The following is a 26365-nucleotide window of genomic DNA, read 5'->3' on the forward strand; positions in this document are numbered from 1 at the left end:
AGATGGAGAAAATATGAGCGTCTACACGCTACCTGACCTACCCTATGACTACGCTGCGCTTGAACCCCATATCTCTGCAAAGATCATGGAACTGCACCACGACAAGCACCACGCTGCCTATGTCTCCGGCGCAAATGCTGCACTTGAGGCCCTAGCTGCGGCCCGCGAAGCCGGAGATCTTGCCGCAGTTAACCTTCACGAAAAGAACCTAGCTTTCAACCTAGGTGGACACACTAACCACAGTGTTTTCTGGACTAACCTCACCCCCGAGGGCGAAGGACGTCCTGAAGGCGAGCTAGCCGCCGCGATTGACGAATACTTTGGTTCTTTTGAAAAGTTCCAGGCTCACTTCACTGCTACTGCCACTGGTATCCAGGGATCCGGTTGGGCCGTCTTCGCCTGGGATACCATCTCAAACCGCCCGCTAATCTTCCAGCTATTCGACCAGCAGGCAAATGTTCCCGTTGGTACCGTTCCGTTGCTAATGCTAGATATGTGGGAACACGCTTTCTACCTTGACTACCTAAACGTCAAGGGCGATTACGTCAAGGCCTTCTGGAACATCGTTAACTGGAAGAACGTCGCAGAGCGTTTTGCAAACGCACAGGCCGGCTACGGCAAGCTAGTTACTCTCTGATATTTCGAGAGCGCACTAGAGACTAATTAAGTTTGGGCCGCTGCTTTTGGCAGCGGCCCAAACTAATTTAAGGAACAAAACTGAAAGTTGCGGCCTACTTACCAGCCTCAGGGACAGGTGCTAGGAAATCATAAGTACTTACGATATTCTTCCCCTGATGAGTGGCCACAACCAATACTCTAGAACCATAGGTAACCCCCTTGAAGGGAAGCCCTAAGCGAGTTAGCGGCGGGAAAATCTGAACATCATGAGTAGGATCGTCCCAAGTCGTCTGTTTAGCTCCGGTAGTGTCAGACCCGGTAACATGAACGAAACTCTGCTTATCCTCAGGGATGACTTCACCGGCACCCTTAACTGCTAGGAAGAACTTCGGTTCAGCAAATTTTTCTTCAGTCTTGATAGACAGCTCCGGGGCTCCTTCAGGGTTATTTTTAAAGGTCACGCCCTGAGGTAGAGAAAGGGTCTGCAACTCACCGTTCTTAAGGGCTTGCTTCCCCGATTCAACTGCTTGCGGGATTGCTTCGGTGATTTTCTTCTGTAGTTCAGCCTGTGCTTCCTGCTGCTTTTTCGCTTCGGCAGCTACCTTTTCAGCATCAGTCTTATCGAGGATATCGACCACAAAAACGAGCGTCGAATTCGGCGGAATACGATCACCAGACCCCTGCTCTCCATAGCCAAGCTCTGGAGGAATCACCAATAGGACTCGCGAGCCAACAGTTTGATTCGAAAGCCCTTGGGTCCAACCCGGAATAACTCCAGTTAGCGGAAAACTAATCGGCTGCCCAGAACCAAATGACCCGTCAAAGGCCTGACCATTCCACAGCACGCCCTGGTAGTTAACCGAGACCGTATCTTTTGCTGATACTACCGGACCGTCACCCTTCTTTAGAACCTTAACTACTAGTTCCTTTGGAGGTTCTTGGGTAGAGGGATGAATGACGGGGGTTTGTCCGAAGTCTCCGTCTACCTGCGGAAGCGCATCGGTGGTGGGAGCCGGTACCTTAGACTCAGTTGTGGCCGAAGTAGAGGCACTTGGGGTTGAGGCCGTGCCTTCTAGAGTTCCAAGATTATTGGAATTGGCAGCCCCATTACCACAACCTGCTAGCAGCAGAGCTGAACAGATCACTGAAGCTGAAAGCAGCTGTTTAATTTTCATCGATGAACCAAAACCTCTTTTTAGTTGAAAGAATCGCCGCAGGCGCAGGAACCCTTTGCGTTCGGATTATCGATGGTGAAACCCTGCTTCGAAATCGTATCGGCAAAGTCAATGGTCGCCCCGGCTAGGTAAGGAACCGACATTTGGTCAACTACGACCTCGACACCGTCAAAATCACGGACCGCATCGCCTTCTAGCAATCGATCATCGAAATATAGTTCGTAGCGTAGGCCAGAGCATCCGCCGGGGGCTACGGCAATGCGTAGACGCAGATCATCACGACCTTCTTGTTCTAGAAGGCTCTTGACCTTCTGTGCGGCCACGTCAGTTAGGTTTACTTCATGGGTAAGGACATTATCAGTCATAGTTCCTACTTTTCTTCAAACTTCTTTTACAGTCAGTACGATTTTACGCATTTAGATTTGCTAAGTACAGTGCCGGCAGTCTAGTTTCACCTTAGTTATGCCATGGGGCGAATAGACATGCTTTGCGACACAAGCTCCTTAGTTATTAACGCCATTCCCAACTTTGTTGAGTAGTAGCGCTTCCGCCAAAATGGCTTTTTGAAGATCATCGAGATCTTGGGACTCGTCTTCAGAGTGTGCGTTGGTTAGTGGGTCTTCAACACCGGTTACTACTACTGCTGCTTCGGGGAAGGCACGCTGGAAGTCGGCGATAAAGGGGATTGAACCACCAACACCGATATCTACCGGTTCACGTCCCCAGGAGGCAGCTAGGCATTCCCTTAGAGTTGCTAGATACTGGTTGTCCTCTGCCTGGTAGGCGGGGCCAGCTTCCCCGTCGGAGATTTCGATCTTGGCTCCGAAGGGAGTGTGCTTGATGAGATGCTCGGTTAGCTTCTGACGAGCTTCATTAGCGTCTTGGCCCGGTGCTACTCGCATAGAGACCACAAAGCGGCAGGAAGGAATGATGGTATTGGAGGCGTTGGCAACGCTAGTGGTGTCCATTCCAATAATCGAGATGGCGGGCTGTGTCCATAGTCTGGAGGCTAGTGCTCCCCTTCCTGCCAGCTGTACGCCATCTAGTAGACCGGTGTCATTCCTAAAGTCAGCTTCGGGGTAGTCCACGTCAGCAGTTTCTCGGGAAACTAGTCCTTCCACGGCGACGCTTCCATCCTCGTCGTGAAGCGTGGCGATTAGTCGACTAGAGAGCGTTACCGCGTCTAGGATTGGTCCGCCGAACATGCCTGAGTGGAGTGCATGATCTAGTACCTGCAGTTCGACGGTTACCTGGGCGACACCGCGAAGAGTGGTGGTAATTGCGGGGTGGCCGGCTTTCCAGTTATCTGAATCGGTGACCACAATCAGGTTTGCTTTTAGATCTTCGCGGTTTTCTTCCAAGAAGTTATTGAAGGAGGGCGATCCTACTTCTTCTTCGCCTTCGATGAAGACAACGATATTTACGTTTCGGTCGTTTCCTAGGGCTGAGATTGATCCTAGGTGGACTGCGATACCAGCGCCGTCATCAGAGGATCCTCGACCGTAGAGTCGGCCGTCCTTTTCTACTGGTTCGAAAGGAGTCGTGACAGTCCATTTTTCTGGGTCTCCCCCGGGCTGCACGTCATGGTGTGCGTACAGTAGGACTGTCGGCGCTGCTTCCGGTTTAACTGAGGTTGCCGGGAACTTGGCGATTACTGCGGGACGACCTTCCCAGCCATTTTCACCAGGGCATGAGCGGATTGAGGTTTCACCGCCTAATTCGGCGAAGAATGCTCGTACCTGTTCGGCGCTTTGAGCGACTGGAGCTTGATCGAATGAGTCAGAAGAAACGGAGGGGATTCGAATCAGCGTTTTTAGCTGTTCAACGATATTGGGGAATTGGGATTCTACGCGGGTTTTAAGTTCATCATCAAAAGTCATAGACATATTGTAAGTCTTTACGCGTTTGCATCACATTACATAGCTTATTTTCTGCACGAAATTGGAAAATGCTTTAGTTTATAAGAATGCATGCTAACGATAAAGTCAATAACTCGGAATCTGAGAACCCGAATGGCCCTAAACGTAAGGGACGTCCTACTCCTAAGCGTAAAGAAGCTGAAGCTGCCCGACGTCGCGACTTAGTGCCGGCCGATAGAAAAGCCGAAAAGCAGCGGATTAAAGAGCTTAAGCAGGCTGAACGTAAACGTCGAGACGAGCTGTTCCGACGTCAACAAGAAGCAATGCGCACCGGCGATGAACGCTATATGCCGCTTCGCGATCGTGGCCCAGCACGACGTTTCATGCGTGATTACATTGACTCTCGATTCACCATTTCTGAGTGGATGCTTCCGGTAGCGTTTATTGCCATCATCTTGATGTTCGTTTTTAGTCAGAATCCTGTCTGGCAGGTCTACTCTTTGGCCGGCGTTTATTCTTTCTTCTTCCTCGCGTTCTTTGAGTCGATTATCATGGCTTGGCATTGCAAGCGTCAGATCCGCACTCTTCACCCACAGTGGGAGATTCCGCGCTGGTCCGGCATGTACATGTTTATGCGTTTGATTCAGCTGCGTGCTCTTCGCAATCCCAGGCCGCAGGTTGCCCGTGGAGAACGACCAGGTAAATAATAAGAATCTTCTTCTACTACTTTGGGGCCGATACATTTTTAATGCATCGGCCCCAAAGTATTTTGTAGTTGAGTGTCTCTAGCCCTGAATAAAAAGATCTTCCATTCTTATGCTGGCATCGGTAACAAGGTTCTACTCACCGTGTACCAGTGAACGGTTGAGTTTCTTTAGCCAGGCTGGGCCTTGGAAAATGAATGAGGTGTAGACCTGAAGTAGATCGGCACCTGCCTCAAGCATTCTGCGTGCGTCTACTTCGTTCCAGATTCCGCCAACCCCGATAATCTTCTTATCAGCATTCAGAGTTCGCTTTACAATGCGCACTACGGCGGCAGCTCGTTGAGTGAGTGGGCGACCTGAGAGTCCGCCTTCCCCCAGCTCATGGTTAATCGTGGTATTGGTGGCGATGATTCCTCGAGCTTTTGAAGAATTAACTAGGTCACAGACTTCCATGATCTGTTCATCTTCAAGGTCAGGCGCGATCTTTACAAATACGGGAACTAGGCGACCAGCGGCCTCTTCCGCAGTTGAAATCACGGCTTCAAGAATCGGTTTCAGAGCTTCTTTAGCCTGAAGATCCCGTAGTCCCGGAGTATTTGGTGAGGATACGTTAATCACCAGATAATCAGCCCAGCGGGCTAGTTTCTTAGTTGAAGCAACATAGTTTTCTACTGCACCCTCGGCAGGTACAGTCTTGTTCTTTCCCAGGTTGACGCCCACGATGACCTGACGTCCTCGTTTTGTGCTACGTAGCTTTTGTAGGCGCTTGGCGATTACGTCAGCACCGTCATTATTAAAGCCCATTCGATTACGGATCGCATCAATGGAAGGGTGGCGCCATAGGCGTTTGCCCTCGTTCCCCGGCTGTGGTTGATCAGTCACGGTACCGATCTCCACAAAGGCAAAGCCGAGTGCGTCAAGTGCTACGACCGCTTCAGCATTTTTATCTAGGCCCGCAGCCAACCCGACATATCCCGGGACTGGACGATCGAAAACGTCCTTTCCAACTTGTGGGACAGTACGCAATGCACGATTGGAGAATCGTGCTGCGATAATCCGCTCGAGGGGTTGAATGCGTCCGACGATGTTTAGCGCCCAGATTGTTCTGTGGTGAATCTTTTCAGCGTCGGTCCGGACTAGGATCTTATCGAATATTTGGCTATACACGTTATCCATATTACCTTCAGTCCCACCATATCCACCACCCGTGTTCTAGCTTCCATGGCGGGATTATTGGCTCAATTTCGTCTGGTTCGTGTCCGTCGAAGGGCAATCCTAACTCTTCCGCAATGATTTCCCATCTTTCCGTTAGGGGACATCTATGTAGTTCAGGTTCTAACTCCTTGAGCTCCCGGTTGGGATAAACCACCATTGAATCGATTGAGAATCGCTCATCTGCCCGATACGGTCCCACGTAATATCCGCATAGTTCGACCGACCAGCTACTGTTGACGCAACTCTTTAGTAAATCTCGAAGTGAAGGGGCGCAGTTTTGGTGGTCTTCTAGATACTTCGCCGGGGTAATCCTAAGCAGATCATGTGCGGTCTGCTTGGGCAGTCCTCGGAAAGTTCTAAAGGAGGGAACCGACCAGGTTTTTCCGCGTCCATCTCCCCAGAGCGAACCGTCATTTGAGTCATAACGTAGAGGGGTAAAAAAGGGCTCAAGAAGTTCCAGCACCCCACTCCTGATTGTCCAGCCGGTTTCAACTAAGCAGTTCTGGTTATCTTGTCCTTCAGGTTTTTGCACTTTCATCTTCACGTTCTTATTGCCTTCCGTTTTGTGTTTATGTTCAAGGCAATCTTCACTTCTATACTCAAGGTAAAGCGCTGGAGAAATTTACAAATGTGGAAGGCCTACAATGTGGAATCAGGAGAATGATTTTTCAAGCTCCCTGCCTTGTGAGAGACTCTACCTGTGATTATTGAGATTAAAGATTTAAACGACACGCGGCTTGAAGTATTTACTAATATGACCGATGTCCGCCTACGAAAGCTTCTAGAATATGAACGAGGCGTTTTCATGGCGGAGTCTTTCAACGTCATCGATAGGGCTTTAAAATCTGGTTGTCAGCCCATTAGCTTTTTGCTCTCTGAACGCTGGCTTGAGACACTGCGCGATGTCTTATCACAGCATTTTTCCGCCTCTGAAATTGAGCAGATTCCATTCTTTGTGGCCTCTGAAGATGTCCTCACCGAGTTAACCGGTTTCCACCTTCATCGAGGTGCGATTGGGGCCATGGAACGGCCTGCGTTAGCGCCGGTAAAGGACCTACTGTCAGATCCTCAGATTTCCCGTGTTTTGATTCTTGAAAACCTAGTAGACCATACGAATGTGGGAGCATGTTTCCGGTCAGCAGCTGCTTTAGGTATTGACGCAGTTTTGATCACGCCTAGCTGTGCTGACCCGCTATATCGTCGTTCGGTCCGGGTCTCTATGGGTGGCGTATTTCAGGTTCCGTGGACTCGGCTAGAAAAGTGGCCCGATCTGGATCTGCTAAGGGAACTTGGTTTCCGTTCTGCTGCTTTAGCACTGAGTGATAATGCGATTGATTTAGATACGTTTAGTGACTCCTCAGTGGTCCAATCGCCAGATAGCAAACTGGCTTTAGTCATGGGCACCGAGGGTGACGGGTTAAAGAAGTCCACTATCGCAGGTTGCGACTATGTGGTTAAGATTCCGATGTCGGGCGACGTGGACTCTTTGAATGTGGCCGCGGCTAGTGCGGTAGCGATCTGGGCTACTCGAAAATCAACCAGCAATTAACGTAAAGCAGAGACATACCTTCAAGGTCGGCTGCCTTTGCTTAGGCCAGTTCTGGGTACCGTCTAAGAGCAACGCCCTGTAGTTCCCTATCGACAACCTCGATTTTTCTATTAGTACCGTAGGTGACTAAACAGTGTGATAAGTGGTGTCGTCCATCTTTTATGTGCCCCTTGGGGTACGAGTCGCTTCGGCCCCCTAACGCGTGCACAATTGCCATTCCCCCAGCAATGTCCCAGGAGCTGATATAGCTGTAATAGGTTAGGTCTGCCCACCCCATTGCTACGTAGCACATTTGCAAGGCCGCCGGAGCCATCGCAACGTTAGAGGCTAGCGTCTTTTTCATTGCTAGGGAAGCCTCGGTAGTAGCTTCTTTATCTATGTTGTAATCCCGCACAAGCGGAAAATAGGTTAAAGCTAAACAATCTTGAGTAGGGCGTTCAGCCGGTGGACTAACCGGCGTATCGTTAAACCATACTTGATCGCCGTCAGTCTTGAACTCCCAGCCCATGATTGGGGCATTAACTACTCCAACAATCAGCTTACCGTTTTGTTCGATACCAACGGTGGTGCAAAAGTTCGGAGATCCCGAGGCGAAAAAGCTGGTGCCGTCAATTGGATCGACATAACAGATGACGCTTGAGTCCCCGACTGATTCGCCCGATTCTTCCCCAACGATTGTGCATCCTGGAAGCTCTTTTAGTAGGACTTCCTTAATGATTTCTTCGGTTTGTTTATCGTGCTTGGTAACGATATCGTGCGGGTCAGTTTTATATTCGCGTTCGATTCCGGAGCGATCAATTGTTCGCAGGTATTCAGCAGCTTTATCAGTGGCGGCTTTGGCGGCCGCCATAAGTTCAGCACCGGTGTATTGAGATTTCATTTCTGTGACTCCGGATCTTACTTAACGTCGTTGTTATTCGGATAAATAAAAAACCGCACAAAGTGCGGTTTTTAATCGTGGAGCTAAGGGGATTCGAACCCCTGACCTCTTCCATGCCATGGAAGCGCGCTACCAACTGCGCCATAGCCCCGAAAGTAAATCTAAGATTTAACTTTTAAGCTTCGTTTTTCAACGGATTCAACTATAACGGCAGCTGCATTCTCCTGCAAGTTAAAGCAGTGTGAGACAGATTTCTTTAGCTGTAAAGCCGCTAGTTAGCTAAAAAAGTAAACCGTTTATTTACCTTCAGTCTTGAGTTGCCGCTTCGGGAAGCTGCAAATCGACACGCGGCCCGTCGGCCCATAGCCGTTCCAGGTCATAGAAATCGCGATCCTCTTGCAAGAAAACGTGAATCACTAGATGGTCGTAATCTTGCAGAATCCAACGAGCCTGGTCATGTCCTTCACGACGCAAGCGCTTATGCCCGGCTTTGAGCATCGCTTCATCTACGGCATCGGCCACGGCTCGCACACCTCGATCCGAGTCCGCCGATAGAACTAGGAAAATATCAGTCAAAAAGACACGTTCAGAGACGTCGATGGCGACGGGGTCGATAGCCCCTCGTTCAAGAGCTGCTTCGGTTGCTAGGCGTGCTAGTTCAATGCTGATTTCTGAGGCAGTCAAATTGCTTCCTTCGTAGAAGTTACTTACCTCTTAAAGATATCACGTGCCGGTCAGCTACTGTTTGTATAGTTCGTTCTTTTGAATGTATTGTACGACTCCATCTGGCACCAAATACCAGACGGGCTGCCCCTCTTGCACTCTTGTCCGGCAGTCAGTTGAAGAAATGGCCATTGCCGGTACTTCTACGAGGCTGACTCTGCCTTGGATCTCTTCAGGGACATCGAGTTTGTAGCCTGGTCGCGTAACCCCCACGAAATGCGCCATTTCGAGTAGTTTTTTGGCATCCTTCCACTCCAAGATTCGCGCTAGTGCGTCAGCTCCGGTGATAAAGAAGGCTTCCACTTCTTCACAGGTACCAAAAAGATCGGTTAGGGTATCGACAGTGTAGGTCACTCCCCCACGGTCAATGTCTACTCTAGAGACGCTGAACCTTGGGTTTGAGGCGGTGGCAATAACCGTCATTAAATAGCGGTCTTCTGCTGCCGTGATTTTTCTTCCCTGTTTGAAAGGCTGGGTGGCGGCAGGTACGAAAATAACTTCGTCAAGGTTAAAGGCGGCTTGAACCCCCGAGGCTGCAACTAGGTGTCCGTGGTGGATGGGGTCAAAGGTTCCTCCCATGACGCCAATTCGTTTCTTTTTGGGGCACGGATTCGACTTTTGTTCCTGGGGCTGAGTTTCGGTTTCCATGGTTCCATTCCACCTGTTCGTGGCCTTCTTTAGATTCAACTAGGGAAAATTCTATCAGTAGTCTCGAATAGAAGTAGATTACTTGTATAATATTGCTTTATCTGGGCTTTGCCTTTAGCCCAACAACGTGGTTACTTAAGGGGATTGCATGAACCGCTCCGAACGGCTAGGACGCTTGGCGGATATTGTCATTGAGCGTTCAGTTGTCTCAATTGACGAACTTGTTTCCATCTTGCATGTTTCTGGCGCCACTATTCGACGTGACCTTGACGCGCTAGCAAAACAACAACTTATTACGAGGACGCGTGGAGGTGCACGAGCAAATGCATCTTCCGGAGATTTACCCCTTCGATATCGTGCTTCTAAACACTCGGATGAGAAACAGGCTCTGGCCTGTCATGCGGTTGATTTAGTTCTTCCCGGTTCAACCATTGCTTTGAACGGTGGCACAACGATGACGGAGGTAGCTTTAGAATTAGGGATCCGCTCGGATGAGGACCCAGAGTTCGCCCGTAATCCCGTGACGGTTGTGACGAATGCGGTTAACATTGCCAATGACCTGACGCTCCGTTCGAATATTCGCGTAGTGGTCACAGGTGGCGTAGCGCGCACCCGTTCCTATGAACTGGTGGGACCTCTGGCCGCCTTGATCCTTCCCCATATTAATATCGATCTGGCATTTTTGGCTTGGATGCGATTGTCGCTGGAGATGGTTTCTACGCCGACAATGCTGAAGAAGTAGCCATTAGTCAAGCCATGATTAACCGTGCCCGCTATACAGTGGCGGTTGCCGACCATACCAAAGCGGAAGCTACGGCATTCGCAAAAATTTGTAGTTTTTCTGAGATCAATGAACTTTTGATTGGTCCTGGCGTTGATGCTGAAGTCTTAACGTCTATTAGGAATCAGGGAGTTAAGATTTGGACTCCTAAAAAGGCCTTTAAGGAGGGCAAGTAATGGCAAAAGGTCGAGTAACCCTGCCCATTGAAACCGGTATGGATGAAGAAATTAAGGAATTGATGGAGCGCCTGGGTGCGGACGCAGTTCGTAATTCAGACGGTACGGAACTTCCTGAAGTTGCTTCGGAACTCTTCGCTAAGGTCTACTCTACTTATTTCCCAGCCCGGGGCGATAACCTCTGGGCCAAATCTCGCCCGAATGATCGCACCCATTTCTATTTGATGTCTGATCGTGTCACGGCACTCTCTGAGGAGCCGCTAGAGATTGATATCATGTCAGGCTATTTTGACCAGCAGGTAAAGCCCGATACCACGGTCGACCTTGAGCGAATGTGGCAGGCACATGACCGCACGACCGGCGCTCTGCTCCCCTTCGATGCCTGGAAACTCGGCGAGGATCAGCGCACCGTAACCATCTTGAATCCACAGATAGGTCATGTCTATACGGTTAATTTCTTTGCCCAGCAGATCTGGGACTCGACTCAGATGTATAACTACATCACGAATGATTGGCATCTTGACCCGAAACGCGAAAAGGAGATGCCCTTCGATGTTCGTGTTCCCGAGTCTTGGGAGCATATGAAACAGCAGCTTCAAGTCTGGTGTGAAGCGCACCCGGAAGTCGACGTGGTCCGTTTTACGACTTTCTTCTACCATTTCACCTTGGTCTTTAACCAGGTAGGGAAAGAAAAGTTCGTAGATTGGTTTGGTTATTCAGCCTCTGTTTCGGTAGCAGCTCTAGATGAGTTCGAGGCTGAATATGGTTACCGACTATTTGCCGAAGACTTTATCGACGAGGGCTATTACAACAATCCCTTCCGACTGCCCACGAAGCGTTATCTAGATTGGCTGGACTTCCAACATCGTTTTGTGACCAGCCGTGCAGCAGAACTTGTCAGAATCACTCATGAGGCCGGTAAAGAAGCCATCATGTTCCTAGGTGACAACTGGATTGGGATGGAGCCCTACGGCCCGCACTTCCCAGAAGTACAACTTGATGCAGTCGTAGGTTCGGTTGGTTCCGCTGCGACCTGTCGGATGATCAGTGATATTCCTGGCGTTCGTTATACCGAGGGACGCTTCCTACCCTACTTTTTCCCAGATGTATTTAATCCGGAGGGTGATCCCATTGGAGAAGCTAACAGGTCTTGGCTCGATGCCCGCCGGGCAATCGTCCGCTCTCCCCTAGATCGGATGGGATATGGCGGTTATCTCTCACTGGCGGTCAAGTTCCCCGAGTTCGTGAACCGAGTAGAAGCTATCTGTGCTGAGTTCCGTGAGATCCACGAGAATTCCGGTGGCATACGTCCCGCAAATGCGCCTTTTAAGGTGGCAATTCTTAATGCTTGGGGACGTAAACGTTCGTGGCAGACCCATATGGTTGCTCACGCTCTGTGGTACAAGCAGATCTATACCTATCTAGGTGTTTTAGAAGCCTTAGCTGGCCTACCTTTTGAGGTTGAGTTCCTCTCCTTTGATGACCTCACCGAGGGCGTTCCTAATGAGGTTGGCGTGATTCTTAACTGCGGTAGTGCCAATACAGCATTTTCTGGCGGTGAGCGTTGGGCTGATCCTAAACTGCAGCAAACCATCCGCAAATGGGTTGCTGAAGGTGGCGCTTTTATCGGTGTTGGAGAGCCCTCAGCTCACGCTGCCAATGGTGCTTTCTTGCAACTCTCTGATGTCTTAGGGGTTGAACGAGAAATCCACTGGTCTTTGAATACAGATAAGTACTTTAACGAGACTGTCGAGCATTTCATTACTCGCGATCTGGATGAGGATTTTGATCCGGGCGAGGGCGCCGGCGATGTTTTCGCCACGTCTTCAGACACCCAGATTCTGGCTTTTAAGGATGGGTCAGTTCAGATCGCCGCGCATGATTACGGTTTGGGCCGCGCGGTTTACTTCGCTGGCTTACCTTATAGCTCATTGAACTCGCGTCTGCTGCATCGGGCGATCTATTGGGCAGCACGCCGGGAACAGCGTTTTGAGTTGGATTGGGTTTGTGAAAACCCTGCTTGTGAAGTCGCCTATTATCCTTCCGAACGGAAATTCTTGGTTTACAACAATACTGAAGAAACCCAGGCTACGAAGGTCTTCGGTGGTGGGAAGGAGTACCATGTGCACCTTGCTGCTGCTGGCTATCACTGGGGAGATGTTGAGAACGAGGCTATCTAGGCGTTCTTTCTTCAGATAGAAGTATGTCGCTGGGACGGTTTTAATCGACCCAGCGACATATATTTATCGTTTTTCACCTATTTAGACGTGCCCTTTAGCTAGAACCGGGCGGTGCGTCTTTGAGTTCTTAGGAATAACGCTCAGTCCTCTGGTTCGGTCCAGATTCCAGCCTCACGTTCCGTCCATAGTTCTTCACGAGCAGCGGCTTTAGCGTCCATTCGAGCATAGTATTCAGCGCGCTTTTCTTCACGTGTCTTTCGAGTATTTTCTTCGAGACGCAAGTCAGTTCCGCGGGCACCTAGGAGTTCTGCACCGGTTTGCATGGTGGGCTCCCAATCGAAGATCACGCCTCCGTCCATGGGACCGATCACGACGGTGACACCAGGGGTTGCTCCAGCTTCAAAGAGTTGTTCTTCCACGCCGGCTCGAGCTAGACGATCAGCTAGGTAACCGATTGCCTCGTCATTTGCGAAGTCAGTCTGTTTAACCCAGCGTTCCGGGCGTCTACCGCGCACCTGGAAGATCTGCTCACCATTGGCGTGAAGTTCCCTAACAGTAATCTCTTGGTCTTCGTTCTCGGCTGGACGTAGGATAACTGCTTCATCTTCGAGCTGCGGCAGCTTGGCACGTTCCTTTTCTACCAGTTCCCCTAGTGCGTAGGTGAGCTTGGAGAGTCCCTGGTGAGCTAGAGCGCTGATTTCGAAAACTGGGTAGCCAAGTTCTTTTAACTCGTCGCGCACCATGTCAGCTAGGGCCGCACCGTCAGGGACGTCGGTCTTGTTTAGTACGATCACTCGTGGCCGCTCGGTTAGAGGCACATAGCCTTCGACAGTACCTAGATCACTGGAGTATTCGGCGAGTTCAGCCTCTAGGGCTTTGAGGTCATTAACCGGATCTCGGTCAGTTTCCAAAGTGGCCGTATCAAGGATGTGGACGATAACGGTGCATCGTTCAATGTGTCTTAAGAATTCGTGGCCTAGGCCTTTTCCTTGTGCGGCGCCGGGGATTAGCCCGGGTACGTCGGCGATAGTGTATCGGTATTGACCAGCCTGCACTACGCCTAGGTTTGGCACTAGGGTGGTAAACGGGTAGTCGGCGATCTTCGGGCGGGCTGCAGAAACTGCGGCGATTAGCGATGATTTGCCGGCAGAGGGGAAGCCAACTAGTGCCACATCCGCAACTGATTTAAGTTCGAGCCGGTATTCGCCTTCTTCGCCGGGTTCGCCTAGCAGGGCAAAGCCGGGAGCTTTGCGTCGTTTGGAGGCAAGGGCAGCGTTTCCACGTCCGCCTGTACCGCCGGCAGCGGCGATAAACCGGGTACCAGGAGCAGTAAGGTCAGCTAGGATCTTCCCATTCTGATTCTTTACTACAGTACCCGGGGGTACGGGTAGGATTAGATCTTCACCGTTTTTTCCATGCCGGAAGTCACCCATTCCAGGCTGCCCATTGGTAGCGCGTCGGTGAGGTTGACGGTGGAAGGCAAGCAGGGTGGTTTCTTGGGGATCGACTTCGAGGATGACATCTCCCCCACGACCTCCGTTCCCACCATCGGGTCCACCTAGAGGCTTGAACTTTTCCCGGTGTACAGAGGCACAACCATGCCCACCGTTTCCTCCGGCAGCATATAGCGTTATCGCATCAACGAAGCTAGGCACGATTATCTCCTCAGTTTGGTTTGTTTAAAGTTTATGGGGCATGGCTAAAGGGCGCACGACAAGTGCCGTGCGCCCTATAAGCTTTAAAGTGTCGTTCAGGCCGAAACCACGTTGACAACGCGACGACCGCGGTGTGAGCCGAATTCAACGGCGCCAGCGGCAGTTGCGAATAGAGTGTCATCCTTGCCGCGGCCAACGTTGTTGCCCGGGTGGAAGTGGGTGCCACGCTGGCGGACGATGATTTCGCCTGCGCCAACAATTTCGCCACCGTAACGCTTAACGCCTAGACGCTGTGCGTTCGAATCACGACCGTTCTTGGAGGAACCAAGACCTTTCTTATGTGCCATTGGAAACTACCTTTCTTTCCTGGACTAGATCACTTAATACCGGTGATCTTGACCGTCGTTAGCTTCTGGCGGTGACCCATACGCTTACGGTAGCCGGTCTTGTTCTTGTACTTAATGATAGAAATCTTAGGACCCTTCGCCGGGGACAGAACCTCAGCGGTAACGGTGACCTTCTCAAGTTCTTTAGCTCCGGTGGTGACCTTGTCACCATCGACCAACATCAGCGGCTGGAAGTCGACAGTTTCGCCGACCTCAGCAGCCAGCTTGTCGACGACGACGACATCACCGACGGACACCTTTTCCTGTCGGCCGCCGGCCTTGACAATCGCGTAGACCACGTTGCTGCTCATCTCTTTTAGAAATCGAATACTTACATGTTTGGGTTGATCAAGCGAATTACGCTTTTATCAACACCGAGTTACAAATCTACTGTATTTTTTGCTTTTCAGCAAACCGCGAGGGGCGTGTTGTCACGTCTGCCACTATGGCCTTGCGCACGCTTTTCGGGTTTTTATATTAATCGCCCGTATTTACGTTGCCCATCGAGGCAGCGCGACGACGTCCACGACGCGGTTGCGCGAGGCGCACGGTAGGTGCTTGCTGCGCAGCAACAGTAGTTTTTGCTCCCCTGTCTTCACTGTCACTGCCAGTGTTTACAGAGGCCTGCGTTTCCTGCGGACCTGCAGTCACTACCCCGGTAGAGGCAGCACGACGACGTCCCCGCTTTAACGGTTTTGAAACAATCTCAGTCTTAGCAGGCACCTCATCGCTTAACTTCGGCGATTCAACCGACTCCTCAGACTGTTCTCCAGACGCGGACGAACGTTCGGAACCCCGATTACGTCCCCGTTCCTTTGAAGTCTTGGCAGATTTGCTATTCCGCTTATTCGGCTTAGCTTCACGCTTAGCAGATTCATTTTGTTCTGCTTCAGACGCCGTCTCAGGATGTACGTCCGCATCAGCTAGCGCTTCTTGCACATCCTTAACGTCTTTATTAGCAGCTGCCGCGATTGCGGACATTGCGGCCTTAACCTGCTCTTGGGCTGCCTGGGCTTTAGCCTGTTCCTTTTCAGCGCGACGATTCTTAGCCTGCTCAGAGTTTGAGCGTGACTGGTCCTTATCACGACCGCGATTACCCTTGTGGTTACGGTTTGAACGATCTTCGAAGGCGTCAAGAATATCGTCACGCTCGCGCTCGATGGGCTCATCGTGCACGATAAATCCGCGGCCGCCACAGCATTCACATTCAGTAGAGAAGGCTTCAACTAGTCCCTGACCAACACGCTTTCTGGTCATCTGGACTAGCCCCAGCGCGGTCACTTCGGAAACTTGGTGACGAGTACGGTCGCGTCCTAGGCATTCAACCAGACGACGCAGAACCAGATCACGGTTCGACTCAAGGACCATATCGACGAAGTCAATCACGATGATCCCACCAATATCGCGCAACCTAAGCTGGCGGACAATTTCTTCCGCCGCTTCTAGGTTATTGCGCGTGACAGTCTCTTCTAGGGTGCCGCCGGCACCGGTGTAGCGACCGGTATTAACGTCGATAACCGTCATCGCTTCGGTACGGTCGATCACAAGGGAGCCACCTGAAGGCAACCAGGCCTTGCGATCCATACCTTTAGCTAGTTGCTGGTCAACGCGGTATTTGGCGAAAACGTCCTCTTCGCCCTCGTAATGTTCTAGGCGTGCAGAGAGTTCAGGTGATAGTTCGGAAACATATTCGCTAATGGTTTCCCAAGCTCCGTCACCGGCAACAATCAGTTTATTGAAGTCTTCGTTGAAAATATCGCGAACTACGCGCACCGCGAGTTCGGGTTCCGAACGCACGATGTACGGCGCAGCCTTCTTTTGCTTCTGCTTCTTTTCGATTTCGGTCCACTGACGCTGGAGCCGTTCAACATCGGAGCGCAGTTGCTCTTCAGTGGCGCCTTCGGCCGCGGTACGGACGATTACACCAAAGCCCTTGGGGACGACCTGTCGCAGAATCTTCTTAAGACGGGCTCGTTCTTTTTCGGGTAGTTTGCGGGAGATACCCGTCATCTGTCCCGAGGGGACTAGTACCAGGTAGCGTCCAGCTAGGGTGATCTGGCTGGTTAGGCGAGCCCCCTTGTGCCCGATCGGGTCTTTCGTAACCTGGACTAGGACTGAGTCGCCGGGAGACAAGGCCTTTTCAATGCGACGCTGTTTGCCAGCAGCATCGGCAATGTCCCAGTTGACTTCACCGGCGTACAAGACGCCGTTACGGCCTTCGCCGATATCCACGAAGGCAGCCTCCATCGAGGGCAGTACGTTTTGAATCTTACCCACGTAGACGTTGCCAACCTTGGAGGTTTGGGCACGACGGGCTACGTAGTGCTCAACTAGGAGTCCGTCTTCGATTACGGCGATCTGGTTTAGACCATCACGTTCACGGACAACCATTAGACGGTCGACAGCTTCTCGGCGAGCCAAGAACTCTGATTCGGTAACGGCAGTCTTCTTGCGACCTTCCTTGCGGCCTTCTTTACGTCGTTGGCGCTTCGCTTCGAGACGGGTAGAACCTTCTAGGGCGGTTACTTCGTCCTTGGGGTCACGTTCGGGTGCGTCCTCGTCTGAGGTGCGTGAACGGCGACGGCGACGCCTACGGGTCGAGGTGGTTTCCTCTTCCTCGGTTTCCTCGCCGGATACTACAGTTTCTTCTGCTTCTTCCGAGGGAGCTTCTTCTTCCCGTTCGGCTTCTGAGTCGTTTTTACGTTTTGACTTAGATTTCTTTCGGGTGTTCTTTTCTGCTTTCGGGCTTTCTGATTTTTCAGCTAGGTCCTCGGAATCGGACTTGCGAGTACGAGTACGCCTACGGCTAGTTTCGGGTTCTTCCGTGTCCTCAGCTTTTTTCGCGCGGACCTTTGAAAGATCCGGCGCTTGGAATAGAGGCGCCTGGAACAGGGGTGCAGCCGCTGCGGGCATAGCCTGCCTAGGCGGAACCGCTTCAGCCGATTCAGAACCACTGAACAGGTCAGTATTAGTCATATTTAAATAGTCTCCAGTTGTTGTGGCAATCTGCCACCGTCACGCTAAGTGACAATAAAGTCTTGGGGGCGTATGTGAACGCCAATCTGTTTAATAATACCTTATTTCTTTCCTTAAGCACCCTTACGCGGTGGGCTATTTACTACGAAGTTGTCACAAAACACATTTTTGTCGGCTTTTAACTACGCGCTGACAGAAAAACCAAGTATCTTTGTATCTGTATATATACGTCTATCAGAAAGGTGGAACGAGTGATTTCCTTCCCGACTGCCTTAGATGCGCTTGATGTAGCGCGTTGGCAATTTGGTATCACCACCGTTTATCACTTCATTCTGGTGCCACTAACCATTGGTCTTTCAGTGATGGTCGCCATCATGGAAACCATGTGGTTGAAAACCCAAAAAGAACACTGGCTAAAGGCCACCAAATTCTTTGGTCGCCTGTTCCTAATTAACTTTGCTTTGGGTGTGGCAACCGGTATCGTCCAGGAGTTCCAGTTCGGCATGAACTGGTCTGAATACTCTCGTATGGTCGGTGATATTTTCGGTGCGCCTCTGGCTATTGAGGCTCTACTTGCTTTCTTCATGGAATCCACCTTCCTTGGATTGTGGATCTTCGGCTGGGGCAAGCTATCTCCTAAGCTACATGCCACCATGATTTGGCTGGTAGCTGCTGGTGTTAACCTCTCCGCACTCTGGATCTTGGGTGCGAACTCTTGGATGCAGCACCCGGTGGGTGCCACCCTAAACCCGGCTACCGGACGCTTCGAACTCGATGGTGTTGGTGGCTTCTTCCAGGTCGTTGCTAACCCGACCCTATGGTTGACCTTCTTCCACGTAGTTCTTTCCGCTTGGCTACTAGCTGGCACCTTTATTGCGGGTCTAGCTATCTGGTGGATGGTCCGAGCCGCTAACTCTGACGAAGAAGGCGAAAAGCAGGCACGCAATATTTGGCGTCCCGTTGCTCGCTTCGGCCTCTTGATCATGTTCATCGGCGGTATCGGTACTGCCATTTCCGGTGACCTTCAAGGTAAGCACCTGATCGCTGAACAGCCCATGAAGATGGCCGCCGCTGAATCGCTTTGCCACACTGAAAAGGGAGCCGCCTTTACGGTCTTCTCTTGGGGTAACTGCGAGGGCGATAATGAGCCGACCAAGATTATTGAAATTCCTTACCTACTATCCTTCCTAGCTACCAATGATCCGACTGCCGAAGTTAAGGGCGTCAAGGATCTACAGCAGGAAATGGTCCAGGCCTTCAATAACAACGAAGCCTTCAAGGCTCAGTACGGTGATGCTTCCCAGTATTCCTTCGCTCCCCCGGCCAATGCCGTCTTCTGGTCATTCCGACTAATGATTGGTCTTGGCCTATTCTCAATGCTCCTAGCTTTCGCGGGCCTATGGCTCACCCGAAAGGGTGCTCTTCCGCGACAGAAGTGGCTATCCACGCTAGCTTTGATCAGCCTCCCCATGCCCTTCCTAGGCGCATCTTTCGGCTGGATCTTCACTGAAATCGGACGTCAGCCGTGGGTTGTCGTTCCGAACTTCGCAACTGGTGCAGACCCGGTTGGAGACGTCTTTATGATGACTCAGGCTGGTGTCTCAGGTTCGGTTTCTGCTGGCGCAATGTTGGCTTCGCTCATCGTCTTTACCTTGCTATACGCTGCTCTAGGTGTGGTCTGGTACTGGCTAATGCGTCGCTATGCCCTAGAGGGCGTTTCGAATAAACCTACCGGAGAAGGCCAGAACCATGATCTGGCGTTCTCTTACTGAGCCGGATCGAAAGGAATATTAATATGACTACTCTTCAGATCCTGTGGTTCATCCTAATTGCAGTTCTTTGGACTGCTTACCTAGCACTAGAAGGTTTCGGTCTAGGAGCGGGCATGCTCATGCCTTTCCTAACCAAGTCGGATCGTGAACGCGGTGCGGTAGTTAAGGCCATCGGCCCCCACTGGGATGGCAACGAGGTTTGGCTACTTACCGCCGGTGGCGCTACCTTTGCGGCATTCCCGGAATGGTACGCCACCATGTTCTCAGGCATGTACTTGGCACTGTTCTTACTGCTTGTTGCTCTGATCGTTCGCATTTGTGCGATTGAATGGCGCAAGAAGATTAACTCTGACCAGTGGCGTGCACGCTGGGACTGGGCACAGTCCATCAGCGCCTGGGTTGTTCCGATCCTGCTGGGCGTTGCTTTTGCTAACTTGGTTCAGGGTATGCAGATTGCGGTTGTAAAGCCCTCTGACCCGATGACCGCCGTACCGGTTGATCAGATCGATCTAGCACATGACGTGCACAACCTAGTGGGTGGTTTCTGGTCTTTGATTACGCCCTTCACCCTACTTGGTGGCATTGTTGTGGCGGCACTATTCCTCAGCCACGGCGCACTCTTCTTGAACCTTAAGCTAGCTGGAGACCTTGGAGACCGAGCTGCGAAGCTTGCCGCTCCTCTGTCTCTTGCTTCCACCGGCTTGACCGCAGTCTGGGCGCTTTGGGCACAGTTCGCATACGGTTCCGGTCAGCCCCTAGCATGGGTTCCGCTGGCAATCGCCGCCGTGCTGTTGATCGTTTCGACCGCTGCCACTGTAACCGGCAAGATTCGCCCGGCTTTCTGGGCTTCCTTCGCCGGCATTGCGGGTGCGGTCGCGTTCATCTTCACGAATATGGCTCCCGATGTTATGCGTTCTGCCATTGATCCGGCATACTCGCTAACCCTGTGGGATGCTTCGTCTTCATACGGCACCTTGAAGCTAATGACCATTGTTGCTGTCATCCTTGTCCCGATCGTTTTGGCCTACACGGTATGGTCTTACTACGTATTCCGGGCCAAGATCTCAGTTGATGATGTTCACCCTGCTGGCCTATTGAAGGATAAGATCCGTCTAGGTGAAAACTTCCTAGCAACTAACTGATCAGGAAAAACCAAGTACTTGGTTTATTAGCCTGTTCAAAGCCCCTTGTAAGAGTGAATCTCTTACAAGGGGCTTTCGCTATCAGGGCAGGTCGAATCATCTAACAGGGTTTTTTGGCACAATACAAGAATGAAACCTTTAGATCCAAAATTAATGAAATATGCGGGGGCAGCCCGCAGGTATGTCATTATTATTTCGATCATTGGATTCATTACTGCCTTACTAGTAATAGCGCAGATTATCTCCCTATCCTTCTTTATCTCTCCGATCGTCGATGGAAAGATGACTCTGGGCGAAAGATTGGCAAGACCTTTACCTTTCATCGTTCTTGCGTGTGTCCTAGTCATTAGGGCTGCTTTGGTCTATTACCGAGAGTCCTTAGGTCATCGAGCCGCAGCTGAGGTGATAATCGAGCTTCGCAAACAGGTCATCGAGTCAGCAAAAACTCAAGGTACTCGCTGGGCGGCAAAAAATGGTCCCCATACGGTCTCTCTGGTGACACGTGGACTCGACGCTTTAACCCCCTACTTTGTAAGATACCTACCCCAGTTAATTCTCTCATCGACCGTTACCCCATTAACCCTGGTAGTAATGGCGTATTTCGATCTCTTGTCAGCGGTTACTGCGCTGATTTCGATCCCGTTGATTCCCATCTTTATGATCATCGTGGGACGTCTAACTCAAGAGTTCTCTGATCATAAACTCAAAACCATGGAGAAGCTGGGATCCCAAGTTTTGGACCTGCTTTCAGGATTGGTGACCCTTCGGGCTCTAGGACGTGCTAAAGGGCCCGAAAAGCAGATTAGAAAAATCGGGGACGACTATAACGCTTCGACTATGGCTACTCTCCGTTTAGCTTTCCTCTCAGGAGCCATACTCGAATTCATCGCAACTCTCTCGGTTGCCGTGGTTGCTGTGGGCGTCGGCTTCCGCCTGGTGAGCGGTTCCCTTTCGTTAAGCACTGGACTGATTGTCATCATGCTTGCCCCTGAGGTTTATCAACCTTTGCGTCAGGTGGGATTCCAATTCCACGCCTCTGCAGATGGAGTTTCGGCTTTTAATGCCGCACTGAAAATTATTGAATCCGCCAAGCAGGATCAGGGGCAAACTAAGGTTGATTTTAGCGGACGAGATATCAAGCTTGACAAAGTGAGCATTGTGGCCCGTGGTCGCTATGCCCCATTCCAAGCATCAGGACTAATCAGGTCAGGAAAAATTACCGCTTTGAGCGGACCGTCTGGGATTGGAAAGTCATCATTGACGATGGCGATTCTAGGACTGCAGGAGATCACCGAAGGACGGATTGTGCTACAAGACGGTCACTCCCCAGCGGTTGATCTATCAACCTGTTCGGCAGATGAAAAATTAGCTAGTTCAACTTGGATTGCCCAACAACCATTGCTTTTCCCAGGCACTATTCTTTCTAACGTATTACTAGGCTCAGGTATCTATGCTGAGTCGTATTCGGCGCTTCCCAAAGCGGAACAAAGCAAGTTACTTTCAGCAGCTAAACAAATCGGATTCGATCAAGTGGTAGAGCACTTTCCGTCCGGTTGGGATACTCCGTTGGGAGCTGGAGGAATCGGGCTATCAGTCGGCCAACGCCAACGGCTGGCACTTACACGGGCGCTACTCAACCCAAAGTCCCTGGTGATTCTAGATGAACCAACAGCTCATTTGGATGCCCCTAGCGAGGACAATATTGCCGCCGCGCTGAACTCCTTGGCAGAGGCCGGCGCAATCGTGCTGGTGATTGCGCATCGAAAATCACTGCTAAAGCTGGCGAACGACGTGATCGTTCTGGAAGACCACGTCTTCGACCAGTCAGAGCTGGAAGCTGCTCTCATTGAGACAGAAGAAACGGAGCCTGACCAGGCCCCTGAGTTTAATACCTTCTTTACTCAAGGAGGCGAACTATGAGCTTCTCGCTACTCTCAAAGAAAGAACGCCAAGCAATCAAAGAGATATGGCCGTTGCTTGGTATCTCGCTATTCTCACTTTGGTGGCCAGTCTTTTTGGGCACCTTGGCGTTAGGGGCGTCAATCGGTTTAGCCGCAGTTTCCGCGTGGTTGATCGCTAGAGCCTCACAGATGCCGCCAGTTATGTATCTAACGGTGGCGGTCACGTCAGTACGTGCATTGGGTATTTCAAAAGCGCTTTTCCGATACATTGAAAGACTGGTTTCGCACCGAATCGCTTTAAAGGGCGTAGTTAATCTGCGCGCTAACCTTTATGAAAAGCTTTCTGGATTGCGTTCGGATCGGGTGGCCGGACTTCATAAGGGTCAGCTCTTGGGGCGAGCCACAGCTGATGTCGATGCGCTTGGGGACCTCATCGTTAGGGTCCTACAGCCTATCATGGTGGCTTTTGTTACCGCCGTTCTGACGTGTGGAGCGCTGGCTTTCTTGTATTGGCCCGCAGCATTGATTCTCTTGGCCACGTTGTTGTTTTCGATTTTCGGTTCACTAGTGCTTTCCGCCCGCAGCAATCGAAAGGCTGTCACGGCAACCCTACTCAGTGAAGAAAAAATCGCCTCACTGACGTCAAATCTACTTATCGATCAAGCTCAAGTTCGAGCGTTGGGGCAAGAAGAAGCAATCTGGGCACAGATCAGTGAAGTCGAAGGTATTCATAAAAACGCGATTAACCAAGCAGCCAAAACCAGTGCTCTTGGGGCGACAATCGACAATCTAGGTTTGGCACTTGCTATCCTCGGCTGTGTTTTAGCCGGTGGCTATGGCGTTACCAGCGGTACGCTTTCTTTTGTTGGTTACGCGGTCGTGGTCCTAACGCCCCTCGCGGCCTTCGAGGGCACCGCTCAGCTGCCTATGGCAGCAGCTGCTTTAGTCCGCTCTGGTGGCTCAGCCGTACGTATTCTAGAGTTGATCGAAGGGCCTGCCGAACCGGAATCGAAGACCCCATTAGCGCTTGATCAAACCGAACTAATTGCTTCTGACCTGAGCGCTGTTTGGATACCGGGTAAGCCAATCTTTAATAACCTGTCACTGGAGTTGAAACCAGGTAAAAAGATCGCGATTGTTGGTCCTTCTGGTATCGGCAAGACCACCCTTCTTCTGTGCCTAGCCGGAATGCTACCTGCTGAAGACGGACAGCTTTCACTAGGGGGTGTGGACCCGTGGCTATTAACCGATAGTGAACGCGCAAAGCTCTTAACTTTGACCCCTGAAGATGCACATATCTTCCAGACTTCGGTCTTTGAGAATCTTCGCGTAGCTAATCGCGACCTTTCTGAGGAGGACGCGGAGAAATTACTGCGGCAAGTTCACCTAGGTTCTTGGTTAGATTCTGCCCCAGCTGGACTATCTACTGAGCTTACTCAAGGAGCTACGAATATTTCCGGGGGTGAGCGCCGGCGGATTTTACTGGCCCGTGCGTTAGCCTCCCCCGCCCCGCTTTTGCTACTTGACGAACCTGCAGAACATTTGGATCCAACAACTGCCGATAGCATCATGAGGGATCTATTCTCTTTGTCCGATCGTGGCATTCTAGTGGTATCCCACCGACTTTCAGCATTAGAAGATGCTGATGAGGTAATCGTGATTGACAAGCCCGAAGCGGGCTTAAGTCATGCAGGTAGCCGTGACTCTATCCCGGCAACTATAGTGTTTAGAGGAAGTTTCGAAGCCGCACTGTCCGATCCGTTTGTGTCATCAGTTTTAGAAAAAGAGGAAACCCATGTCTGACGAATTATTCACCATCGATGGGGTACCTTCGGACGATTCTCTTCCAGACACCGTGATCTCTGATCCTCCCGAGTCGGCGTTGCTTAATGCCATCATTCAGGTTTCTTCTCATCACAGTGCTCCAGAAATCCTTACGGACTATGTCAAGTTTGCTTGCCAGCTCTCTGGCGCTGCCTATGGGGCATTCGTAAGTATTAATGTGAGGGGCGAGATCGCTAAAATTTTCCCTTACCAAATTGATGACTCTGTGGTTAAAGAATTCCGTGGCCAGCTTATGAGCGATCGAATTCTCTCTTCCCTCCCGGATTCCGGAGCCCTAGTTGCTAATGAGGAACTTCCTCGTGAATATGCTGAAGTATTACCAAGTGGCCTTGGGAATGTAAAAAACTACGTGGGGATTGCTTTGACGCTTCCCTGTGGTACTTTCGGCTGGTTGTATTTAGCTAACCATCCGGAAGCCTTTGACGTACAGTGTGCCTCAGAACTATTGAAGCTTACCGATGCGGTAGTCAAGGCCCTAGATAATGCTCTTGAGTTCGAGCAGGCTCAAAAACGTGAGCGCTGGGTCAAGGCCTCTCAAGGCTTGACCACTATGCTGCTTTCTGGCGCCTCAGAAGAAGAGGCGCTAGAGGAAACTGCCCGGTTGCTAAGGGAAGTCTCCGATTCAGATTCTGCCTTAATCATCTTGCCTTCTATCGGAGATACTTGGGCTTGTGAATTTGTCGCCGGTGAATCAGCTCAAGGACTGCTAGGCCAGGTCTTTCCGCCAAATGGTCGGGCTATGACAGTCGCTAGGACTGGTCAAGGTGTCATCATCGACTCTCTAGCTGATACCTTGCATCTTAAAGTTGCGATGCTTTCGGCCTTTGGGCCTGCACTATATGTGCCCATGCGTAACGCGGAAAACTCTTTGGGCGTTATTCTCCTTCTCCGGCAGCCTGGAGATGAAGAGTTCACTGTTGAAGACTTGTCTTCTGCTCAGATGGTGGCTTCCCATGCGGCCTTAGCTCTAGAGCTGGCAACGGCAAAACACAGAGCCGCAGTAGCTGATCTCCAAGCTGAGAAGGAACGGATTGGCCAAGACCTACATGATTTAGCTATCCAGCAACTCTTTGCGGCGGGCATGCAAATCTCTACTCTTAAGGCAGCTTTCCTTGATGCTACATCGCGTTTAGAAAAGGAAACCGCTGAATCAGCTGGAATTGATGAGTCTGCCCTGTTAGAACAACTCGAAGGCGCCCTGACTCAAGTTGGGGATTCGGCTGAACAGATTCGAGCGATCGTTCGGAGCCTACGAACGCAGGGAGAAGACGTACTTTCATTAGATCGCACATTCCTAGACCTGCTAGCCCAGGAGGCCTCTCTGGGACGTTCCTCATTGGGATTCGCGCCTACCTTTATCCTTCAGATAAATGGTGAAGTTCTTGATAACAATGATGAGGACTTTGAAGAGAAATCAAAACCGTTCGAAACCGAGGTGCCGGAGACACTGGTGAAGAATGCGGTGGCGGTAATCAGGGAGTCCCTGGCGAATATTGCTAAGCATGCGAATGCTACTGCTGCTCGCGTGACGCTGGATTTGGATTCCTCTGAGGGCTGTTTGGCCATTGAGATTACGGATAACGGTAAAGGCATGCCAGAGGCTCTTACTAGGCAGTCGGGCCTGAAGAATATGCGAATGAGGGCTGAATCTAATGATGGTTGGTTTAGAGTTGCCAATCGATCGACCGGTGGTGCGCGTATTCTGTGGAAGGTGCCTTTGGGCTAGGACTTCCCAATCGAAATCTTTAGATTACGGGTATCGGTGTTGAGGTGATTTGTTTTCCCACTTTGCTTCACTGCAGAGTGGGGAGATAAATCGTAGGACCATAACTCGTTGGAATTGTTTTGGGGCCCGGTGCCAAACACTGTTTGGTTCCGGGCCCCTCTTTTGTTGTTTTTAAGTGGCGGTGTCCTACTCTCCCACACCCTGGCGAGTGCAGTACCATCGGCGCTGGTGGGCTTAGCTTCCGGGTTCGGGATGGGACCGGGCGTTTCCCCACCGCTATGACCGCCACAAGTCTTTGTGGAGTGCCATCCAAAGAACGTAACCATAATGGGTTATTCGTTTTTGTTGGTGGTGTTTATTTAGTTATTTGGCTTTAATATTTTCCCGCACAAAAGTGTGTGGGTGGTGTTGGTGGTTTGTTGACCGTATAGTGGAACGCTTGCATACTCAAACA

Annotated in this window: 23 protein-coding genes, 1 tRNA gene and 1 rRNA gene; 11 read left to right on the forward strand and 14 right to left on the reverse strand. The window is 51.0% G+C overall.

What is annotated here, in order from left to right; all coding sequences use genetic code 11:
* Positions 1-13: 13 nt before the first annotated feature.
* Positions 14-637, forward strand: a complete 624-nt coding sequence (locus BSR28_RS04555) for a superoxide dismutase (RefSeq protein ID WP_073709836.1) — start codon at positions 14-16, stop codon at positions 635-637.
* A gap of 94 nt (positions 638-731) precedes the next feature.
* On the opposite strand, the gene BSR28_RS04560 is transcribed toward BSR28_RS04555, so the two are convergent.
* The 3 genes from BSR28_RS04560 to BSR28_RS04570 all read right to left on the reverse strand — a co-directional run bounded on the left by BSR28_RS04560 (position 732) and on the right by BSR28_RS04570 (position 3673).
* Positions 732-1793 carry an FKBP-type peptidyl-prolyl cis-trans isomerase gene (locus BSR28_RS04560; protein ID WP_073709835.1) on the reverse strand — a complete coding sequence of 354 codons (1062 nt, stop codon included), beginning with the start codon at positions 1791-1793 and terminating at the stop codon, positions 732-734.
* A 20-nt stretch (positions 1794-1813) separates the two neighbouring features.
* Positions 1814-2158 (reverse strand): iron-sulfur cluster insertion protein ErpA, encoded by a 345-nt coding sequence (gene erpA / locus BSR28_RS04565; protein ID WP_073709834.1) that lies wholly within the window; start codon positions 2156-2158, stop codon positions 1814-1816.
* A 138-nt stretch (positions 2159-2296) separates the two neighbouring features.
* The gene (locus BSR28_RS04570) at positions 2297-3673 is read right to left on the reverse strand and encodes a dipeptidase (RefSeq protein WP_089024697.1); all 1377 of its coding nucleotides are present in this window, start codon (positions 3671-3673) and stop codon (positions 2297-2299) included.
* An 86-nt stretch (positions 3674-3759) separates the two neighbouring features.
* Between BSR28_RS04570 and BSR28_RS04575 the strand changes: the two genes are divergently transcribed.
* Positions 3760-4359: a DUF3043 domain-containing protein gene (locus BSR28_RS04575; protein ID WP_073709832.1), complete on the forward strand. Its 600-nt coding sequence runs from the start codon at positions 3760-3762 to the stop codon at positions 4357-4359.
* Positions 4360-4491: 132 nt separating this feature from the next.
* Here the strand turns inward: BSR28_RS04575 and BSR28_RS04580 are convergent, their stop codons facing one another.
* Together BSR28_RS04580 and BSR28_RS04585 are read right to left on the reverse strand one after the other, a co-directional pair.
* The gene (locus BSR28_RS04580; RefSeq protein WP_073709831.1) at positions 4492-5532 is read right to left on the reverse strand and encodes a quinone-dependent dihydroorotate dehydrogenase; all 1041 of its coding nucleotides are present in this window, start codon (positions 5530-5532) and stop codon (positions 4492-4494) included.
* Positions 5533-5539: 7 nt separating this feature from the next.
* Entirely contained in the window at positions 5540-6115 is a 576-nt protein-coding gene (locus BSR28_RS04585) for a hypothetical protein (RefSeq protein WP_143237577.1), read from the reverse strand.
* A 156-nt stretch (positions 6116-6271) separates the two neighbouring features.
* On the opposite strand from BSR28_RS04585, the gene BSR28_RS04590 reads away from it, so the two are divergent.
* Positions 6272-7120, forward strand: a complete 849-nt coding sequence (locus tag BSR28_RS04590; protein ID WP_073709829.1) for a TrmH family RNA methyltransferase — start codon at positions 6272-6274, stop codon at positions 7118-7120.
* A 40-nt stretch (positions 7121-7160) separates the two neighbouring features.
* Here the strand turns inward: BSR28_RS04590 and BSR28_RS04595 are convergent, their stop codons facing one another.
* The 4 genes from BSR28_RS04595 to nadD all read right to left on the reverse strand — a co-directional run bounded on the left by BSR28_RS04595 (position 7161) and on the right by nadD (position 9371).
* A complete protein-coding gene (locus BSR28_RS04595) occupies positions 7161-8000 on the reverse strand; it encodes an inositol monophosphatase family protein (RefSeq protein WP_073713465.1) in 840 nt (279 codons plus the stop codon).
* Positions 8001-8078: 78 nt separating this feature from the next.
* A tRNA-Ala gene (locus BSR28_RS04600) sits at positions 8079-8151 on the reverse strand.
* Positions 8152-8306: 155 nt separating this feature from the next.
* Positions 8307-8684, reverse strand: coding sequence for a ribosome silencing factor (gene rsfS / locus BSR28_RS04605; RefSeq protein ID WP_073713466.1), 378 nt, complete (start codon positions 8682-8684; stop codon positions 8307-8309).
* Between the two features lie 54 nt (positions 8685-8738).
* Entirely contained in the window at positions 8739-9371 is a 633-nt protein-coding gene (gene nadD / locus BSR28_RS04610; protein ID WP_073709826.1) for a nicotinate-nucleotide adenylyltransferase, read from the reverse strand.
* Positions 9372-9519: 148 nt separating this feature from the next.
* On the opposite strand from nadD, the gene BSR28_RS04615 reads away from it, so the two are divergent.
* From BSR28_RS04615 to gnpA, 3 genes are read left to right on the forward strand one after another with little or no spacing between them, the layout of a single operon-like run.
* Positions 9520-10113: a DeoR/GlpR family DNA-binding transcription regulator gene (locus BSR28_RS04615; RefSeq protein ID WP_269148045.1), complete on the forward strand. Its 594-nt coding sequence runs from the start codon at positions 9520-9522 to the stop codon at positions 10111-10113.
* Positions 10059-10328, forward strand: a complete 270-nt coding sequence (locus BSR28_RS09250; RefSeq protein WP_269148046.1) for a DeoR/GlpR family DNA-binding transcription regulator — start codon at positions 10059-10061, stop codon at positions 10326-10328. The genes BSR28_RS04615 and BSR28_RS09250 overlap by 55 nt, the downstream gene beginning before the upstream one ends.
* Complete coding sequence (gnpA, locus tag BSR28_RS04620; protein WP_073713467.1) at positions 10328-12508, forward strand: 1,3-beta-galactosyl-N-acetylhexosamine phosphorylase; 2181 nt, start codon at positions 10328-10330, stop codon at positions 12506-12508. The genes BSR28_RS09250 and gnpA overlap by 1 nt, the downstream gene beginning before the upstream one ends.
* A gap of 140 nt (positions 12509-12648) precedes the next feature.
* Here the strand turns inward: gnpA and obgE are convergent, their stop codons facing one another.
* From obgE to BSR28_RS04640, 4 genes are all read right to left on the reverse strand, one after another.
* On the reverse strand, positions 12649-14163 hold the full coding sequence (obgE, locus tag BSR28_RS04625) for a GTPase ObgE (RefSeq protein ID WP_073713468.1): 1515 nt from the start codon (positions 14161-14163) through the stop codon (positions 12649-12651).
* A 95-nt stretch (positions 14164-14258) separates the two neighbouring features.
* Positions 14259-14510 carry a 50S ribosomal protein L27 gene (rpmA, locus tag BSR28_RS04630; RefSeq protein WP_073709823.1) on the reverse strand — a complete coding sequence of 84 codons (252 nt, stop codon included), beginning with the start codon at positions 14508-14510 and terminating at the stop codon, positions 14259-14261.
* A 29-nt stretch (positions 14511-14539) separates the two neighbouring features.
* Positions 14540-14860 carry a 50S ribosomal protein L21 gene (gene rplU, locus BSR28_RS04635; RefSeq protein ID WP_073709822.1) on the reverse strand — a complete coding sequence of 107 codons (321 nt, stop codon included), beginning with the start codon at positions 14858-14860 and terminating at the stop codon, positions 14540-14542.
* Positions 14861-15026: 166 nt separating this feature from the next.
* Complete coding sequence (locus BSR28_RS04640; protein ID WP_073713469.1) at positions 15027-17525, reverse strand: Rne/Rng family ribonuclease; 2499 nt, start codon at positions 17523-17525, stop codon at positions 15027-15029.
* A 251-nt stretch (positions 17526-17776) separates the two neighbouring features.
* Between BSR28_RS04640 and BSR28_RS04645 the strand changes: the two genes are divergently transcribed.
* From BSR28_RS04645 to BSR28_RS04665, 5 genes are all read left to right on the forward strand, one after another.
* Complete coding sequence (locus tag BSR28_RS04645) at positions 17777-19297, forward strand: cytochrome ubiquinol oxidase subunit I (protein WP_143237582.1); 1521 nt, start codon at positions 17777-17779, stop codon at positions 19295-19297.
* A 23-nt stretch (positions 19298-19320) separates the two neighbouring features.
* The gene (cydB, locus tag BSR28_RS04650; RefSeq protein WP_073709820.1) at positions 19321-20439 is read left to right on the forward strand and encodes a cytochrome d ubiquinol oxidase subunit II; all 1119 of its coding nucleotides are present in this window, start codon (positions 19321-19323) and stop codon (positions 20437-20439) included.
* 129 nt (positions 20440-20568) lie between these two features.
* On the forward strand, positions 20569-22359 hold the full coding sequence (cydD, locus tag BSR28_RS04655) for a thiol reductant ABC exporter subunit CydD (protein WP_083563043.1): 1791 nt from the start codon (positions 20569-20571) through the stop codon (positions 22357-22359).
* Positions 22356-24143: a thiol reductant ABC exporter subunit CydC gene (gene cydC / locus BSR28_RS04660; protein ID WP_073713471.1), complete on the forward strand. Its 1788-nt coding sequence runs from the start codon at positions 22356-22358 to the stop codon at positions 24141-24143. The genes cydD and cydC overlap by 4 nt, the downstream gene beginning before the upstream one ends.
* Positions 24136-25911, forward strand: a complete 1776-nt coding sequence (locus BSR28_RS04665) for a GAF domain-containing sensor histidine kinase (protein WP_073709817.1) — start codon at positions 24136-24138, stop codon at positions 25909-25911. Before cydC ends, BSR28_RS04665 begins: the two co-directional genes overlap by 8 nt.
* Positions 25912-26084: 173 nt before the next feature.
* Here BSR28_RS04665 and rrf read toward each other — a convergent pair.
* Positions 26085-26201, reverse strand: a 5S ribosomal RNA gene (gene rrf / locus BSR28_RS04670).
* Between the last annotated feature and the right edge of the window lie 164 nt (positions 26202-26365).

Source organism: Boudabousia liubingyangii (genome assembly GCF_001907245.1).
GTDB lineage: Bacteria > Actinomycetota > Actinomycetes > Actinomycetales > Actinomycetaceae > Boudabousia > Boudabousia liubingyangii.

Bases quoted from the DNA above. Each gene is read 5' to 3' on its own strand.
- BSR28_RS04580 (WP_073709831.1), bottom strand. From the start codon at position 5,532: ATGGATAACGTGTATAGCCAAATATTCGATAAGATCCTAGTCCGGACC.
- cydC (WP_073713471.1), top strand. From the start codon at position 22,356: ATGAGCTTCTCGCTACTCTCAAAGAAAGAACGCCAAGCAATCAAAGAG.
- BSR28_RS04640 (WP_073713469.1), bottom strand. From the start codon at position 17,525: ATGACTAATACTGACCTGTTCAGTGGTTCTGAATCGGCTGAAGCGGTT.
- BSR28_RS04560 (WP_073709835.1), bottom strand. From the start codon at position 1,793: ATGAAAATTAAACAGCTGCTTTCAGCTTCAGTGATCTGTTCAGCTCTG.
- cydB (WP_073709820.1), top strand. From the start codon at position 19,321: ATGACTACTCTTCAGATCCTGTGGTTCATCCTAATTGCAGTTCTTTGG.
- BSR28_RS04570 (WP_089024697.1), bottom strand. From the start codon at position 3,673: ATGACTTTTGATGATGAACTTAAAACCCGCGTAGAATCCCAATTCCCC.
- BSR28_RS04575 (WP_073709832.1), top strand. From the start codon at position 3,760: ATGCATGCTAACGATAAAGTCAATAACTCGGAATCTGAGAACCCGAAT.
- BSR28_RS04615 (WP_269148045.1), top strand. From the start codon at position 9,520: ATGAACCGCTCCGAACGGCTAGGACGCTTGGCGGATATTGTCATTGAG.
- BSR28_RS04595 (WP_073713465.1), bottom strand. From the start codon at position 8,000: ATGAAATCTCAATACACCGGTGCTGAACTTATGGCGGCCGCCAAAGCC.
- rplU (WP_073709822.1), bottom strand. From the start codon at position 14,860: ATGAGCAGCAACGTGGTCTACGCGATTGTCAAGGCCGGCGGCCGACAG.
- gnpA (WP_073713467.1), top strand. From the start codon at position 10,328: ATGGCAAAAGGTCGAGTAACCCTGCCCATTGAAACCGGTATGGATGAA.
- BSR28_RS04555 (WP_073709836.1), top strand. From the start codon at position 14: ATGAGCGTCTACACGCTACCTGACCTACCCTATGACTACGCTGCGCTT.
- nadD (WP_073709826.1), bottom strand. From the start codon at position 9,371: ATGGAAACCGAAACTCAGCCCCAGGAACAAAAGTCGAATCCGTGCCCC.
- rpmA (WP_073709823.1), bottom strand. From the start codon at position 14,510: ATGGCACATAAGAAAGGTCTTGGTTCCTCCAAGAACGGTCGTGATTCG.
- cydD (WP_083563043.1), top strand. From the start codon at position 20,569: ATGAAACCTTTAGATCCAAAATTAATGAAATATGCGGGGGCAGCCCGC.
- BSR28_RS04665 (WP_073709817.1), top strand. From the start codon at position 24,136: ATGTCTGACGAATTATTCACCATCGATGGGGTACCTTCGGACGATTCT.
- erpA (WP_073709834.1), bottom strand. From the start codon at position 2,158: ATGACTGATAATGTCCTTACCCATGAAGTAAACCTAACTGACGTGGCC.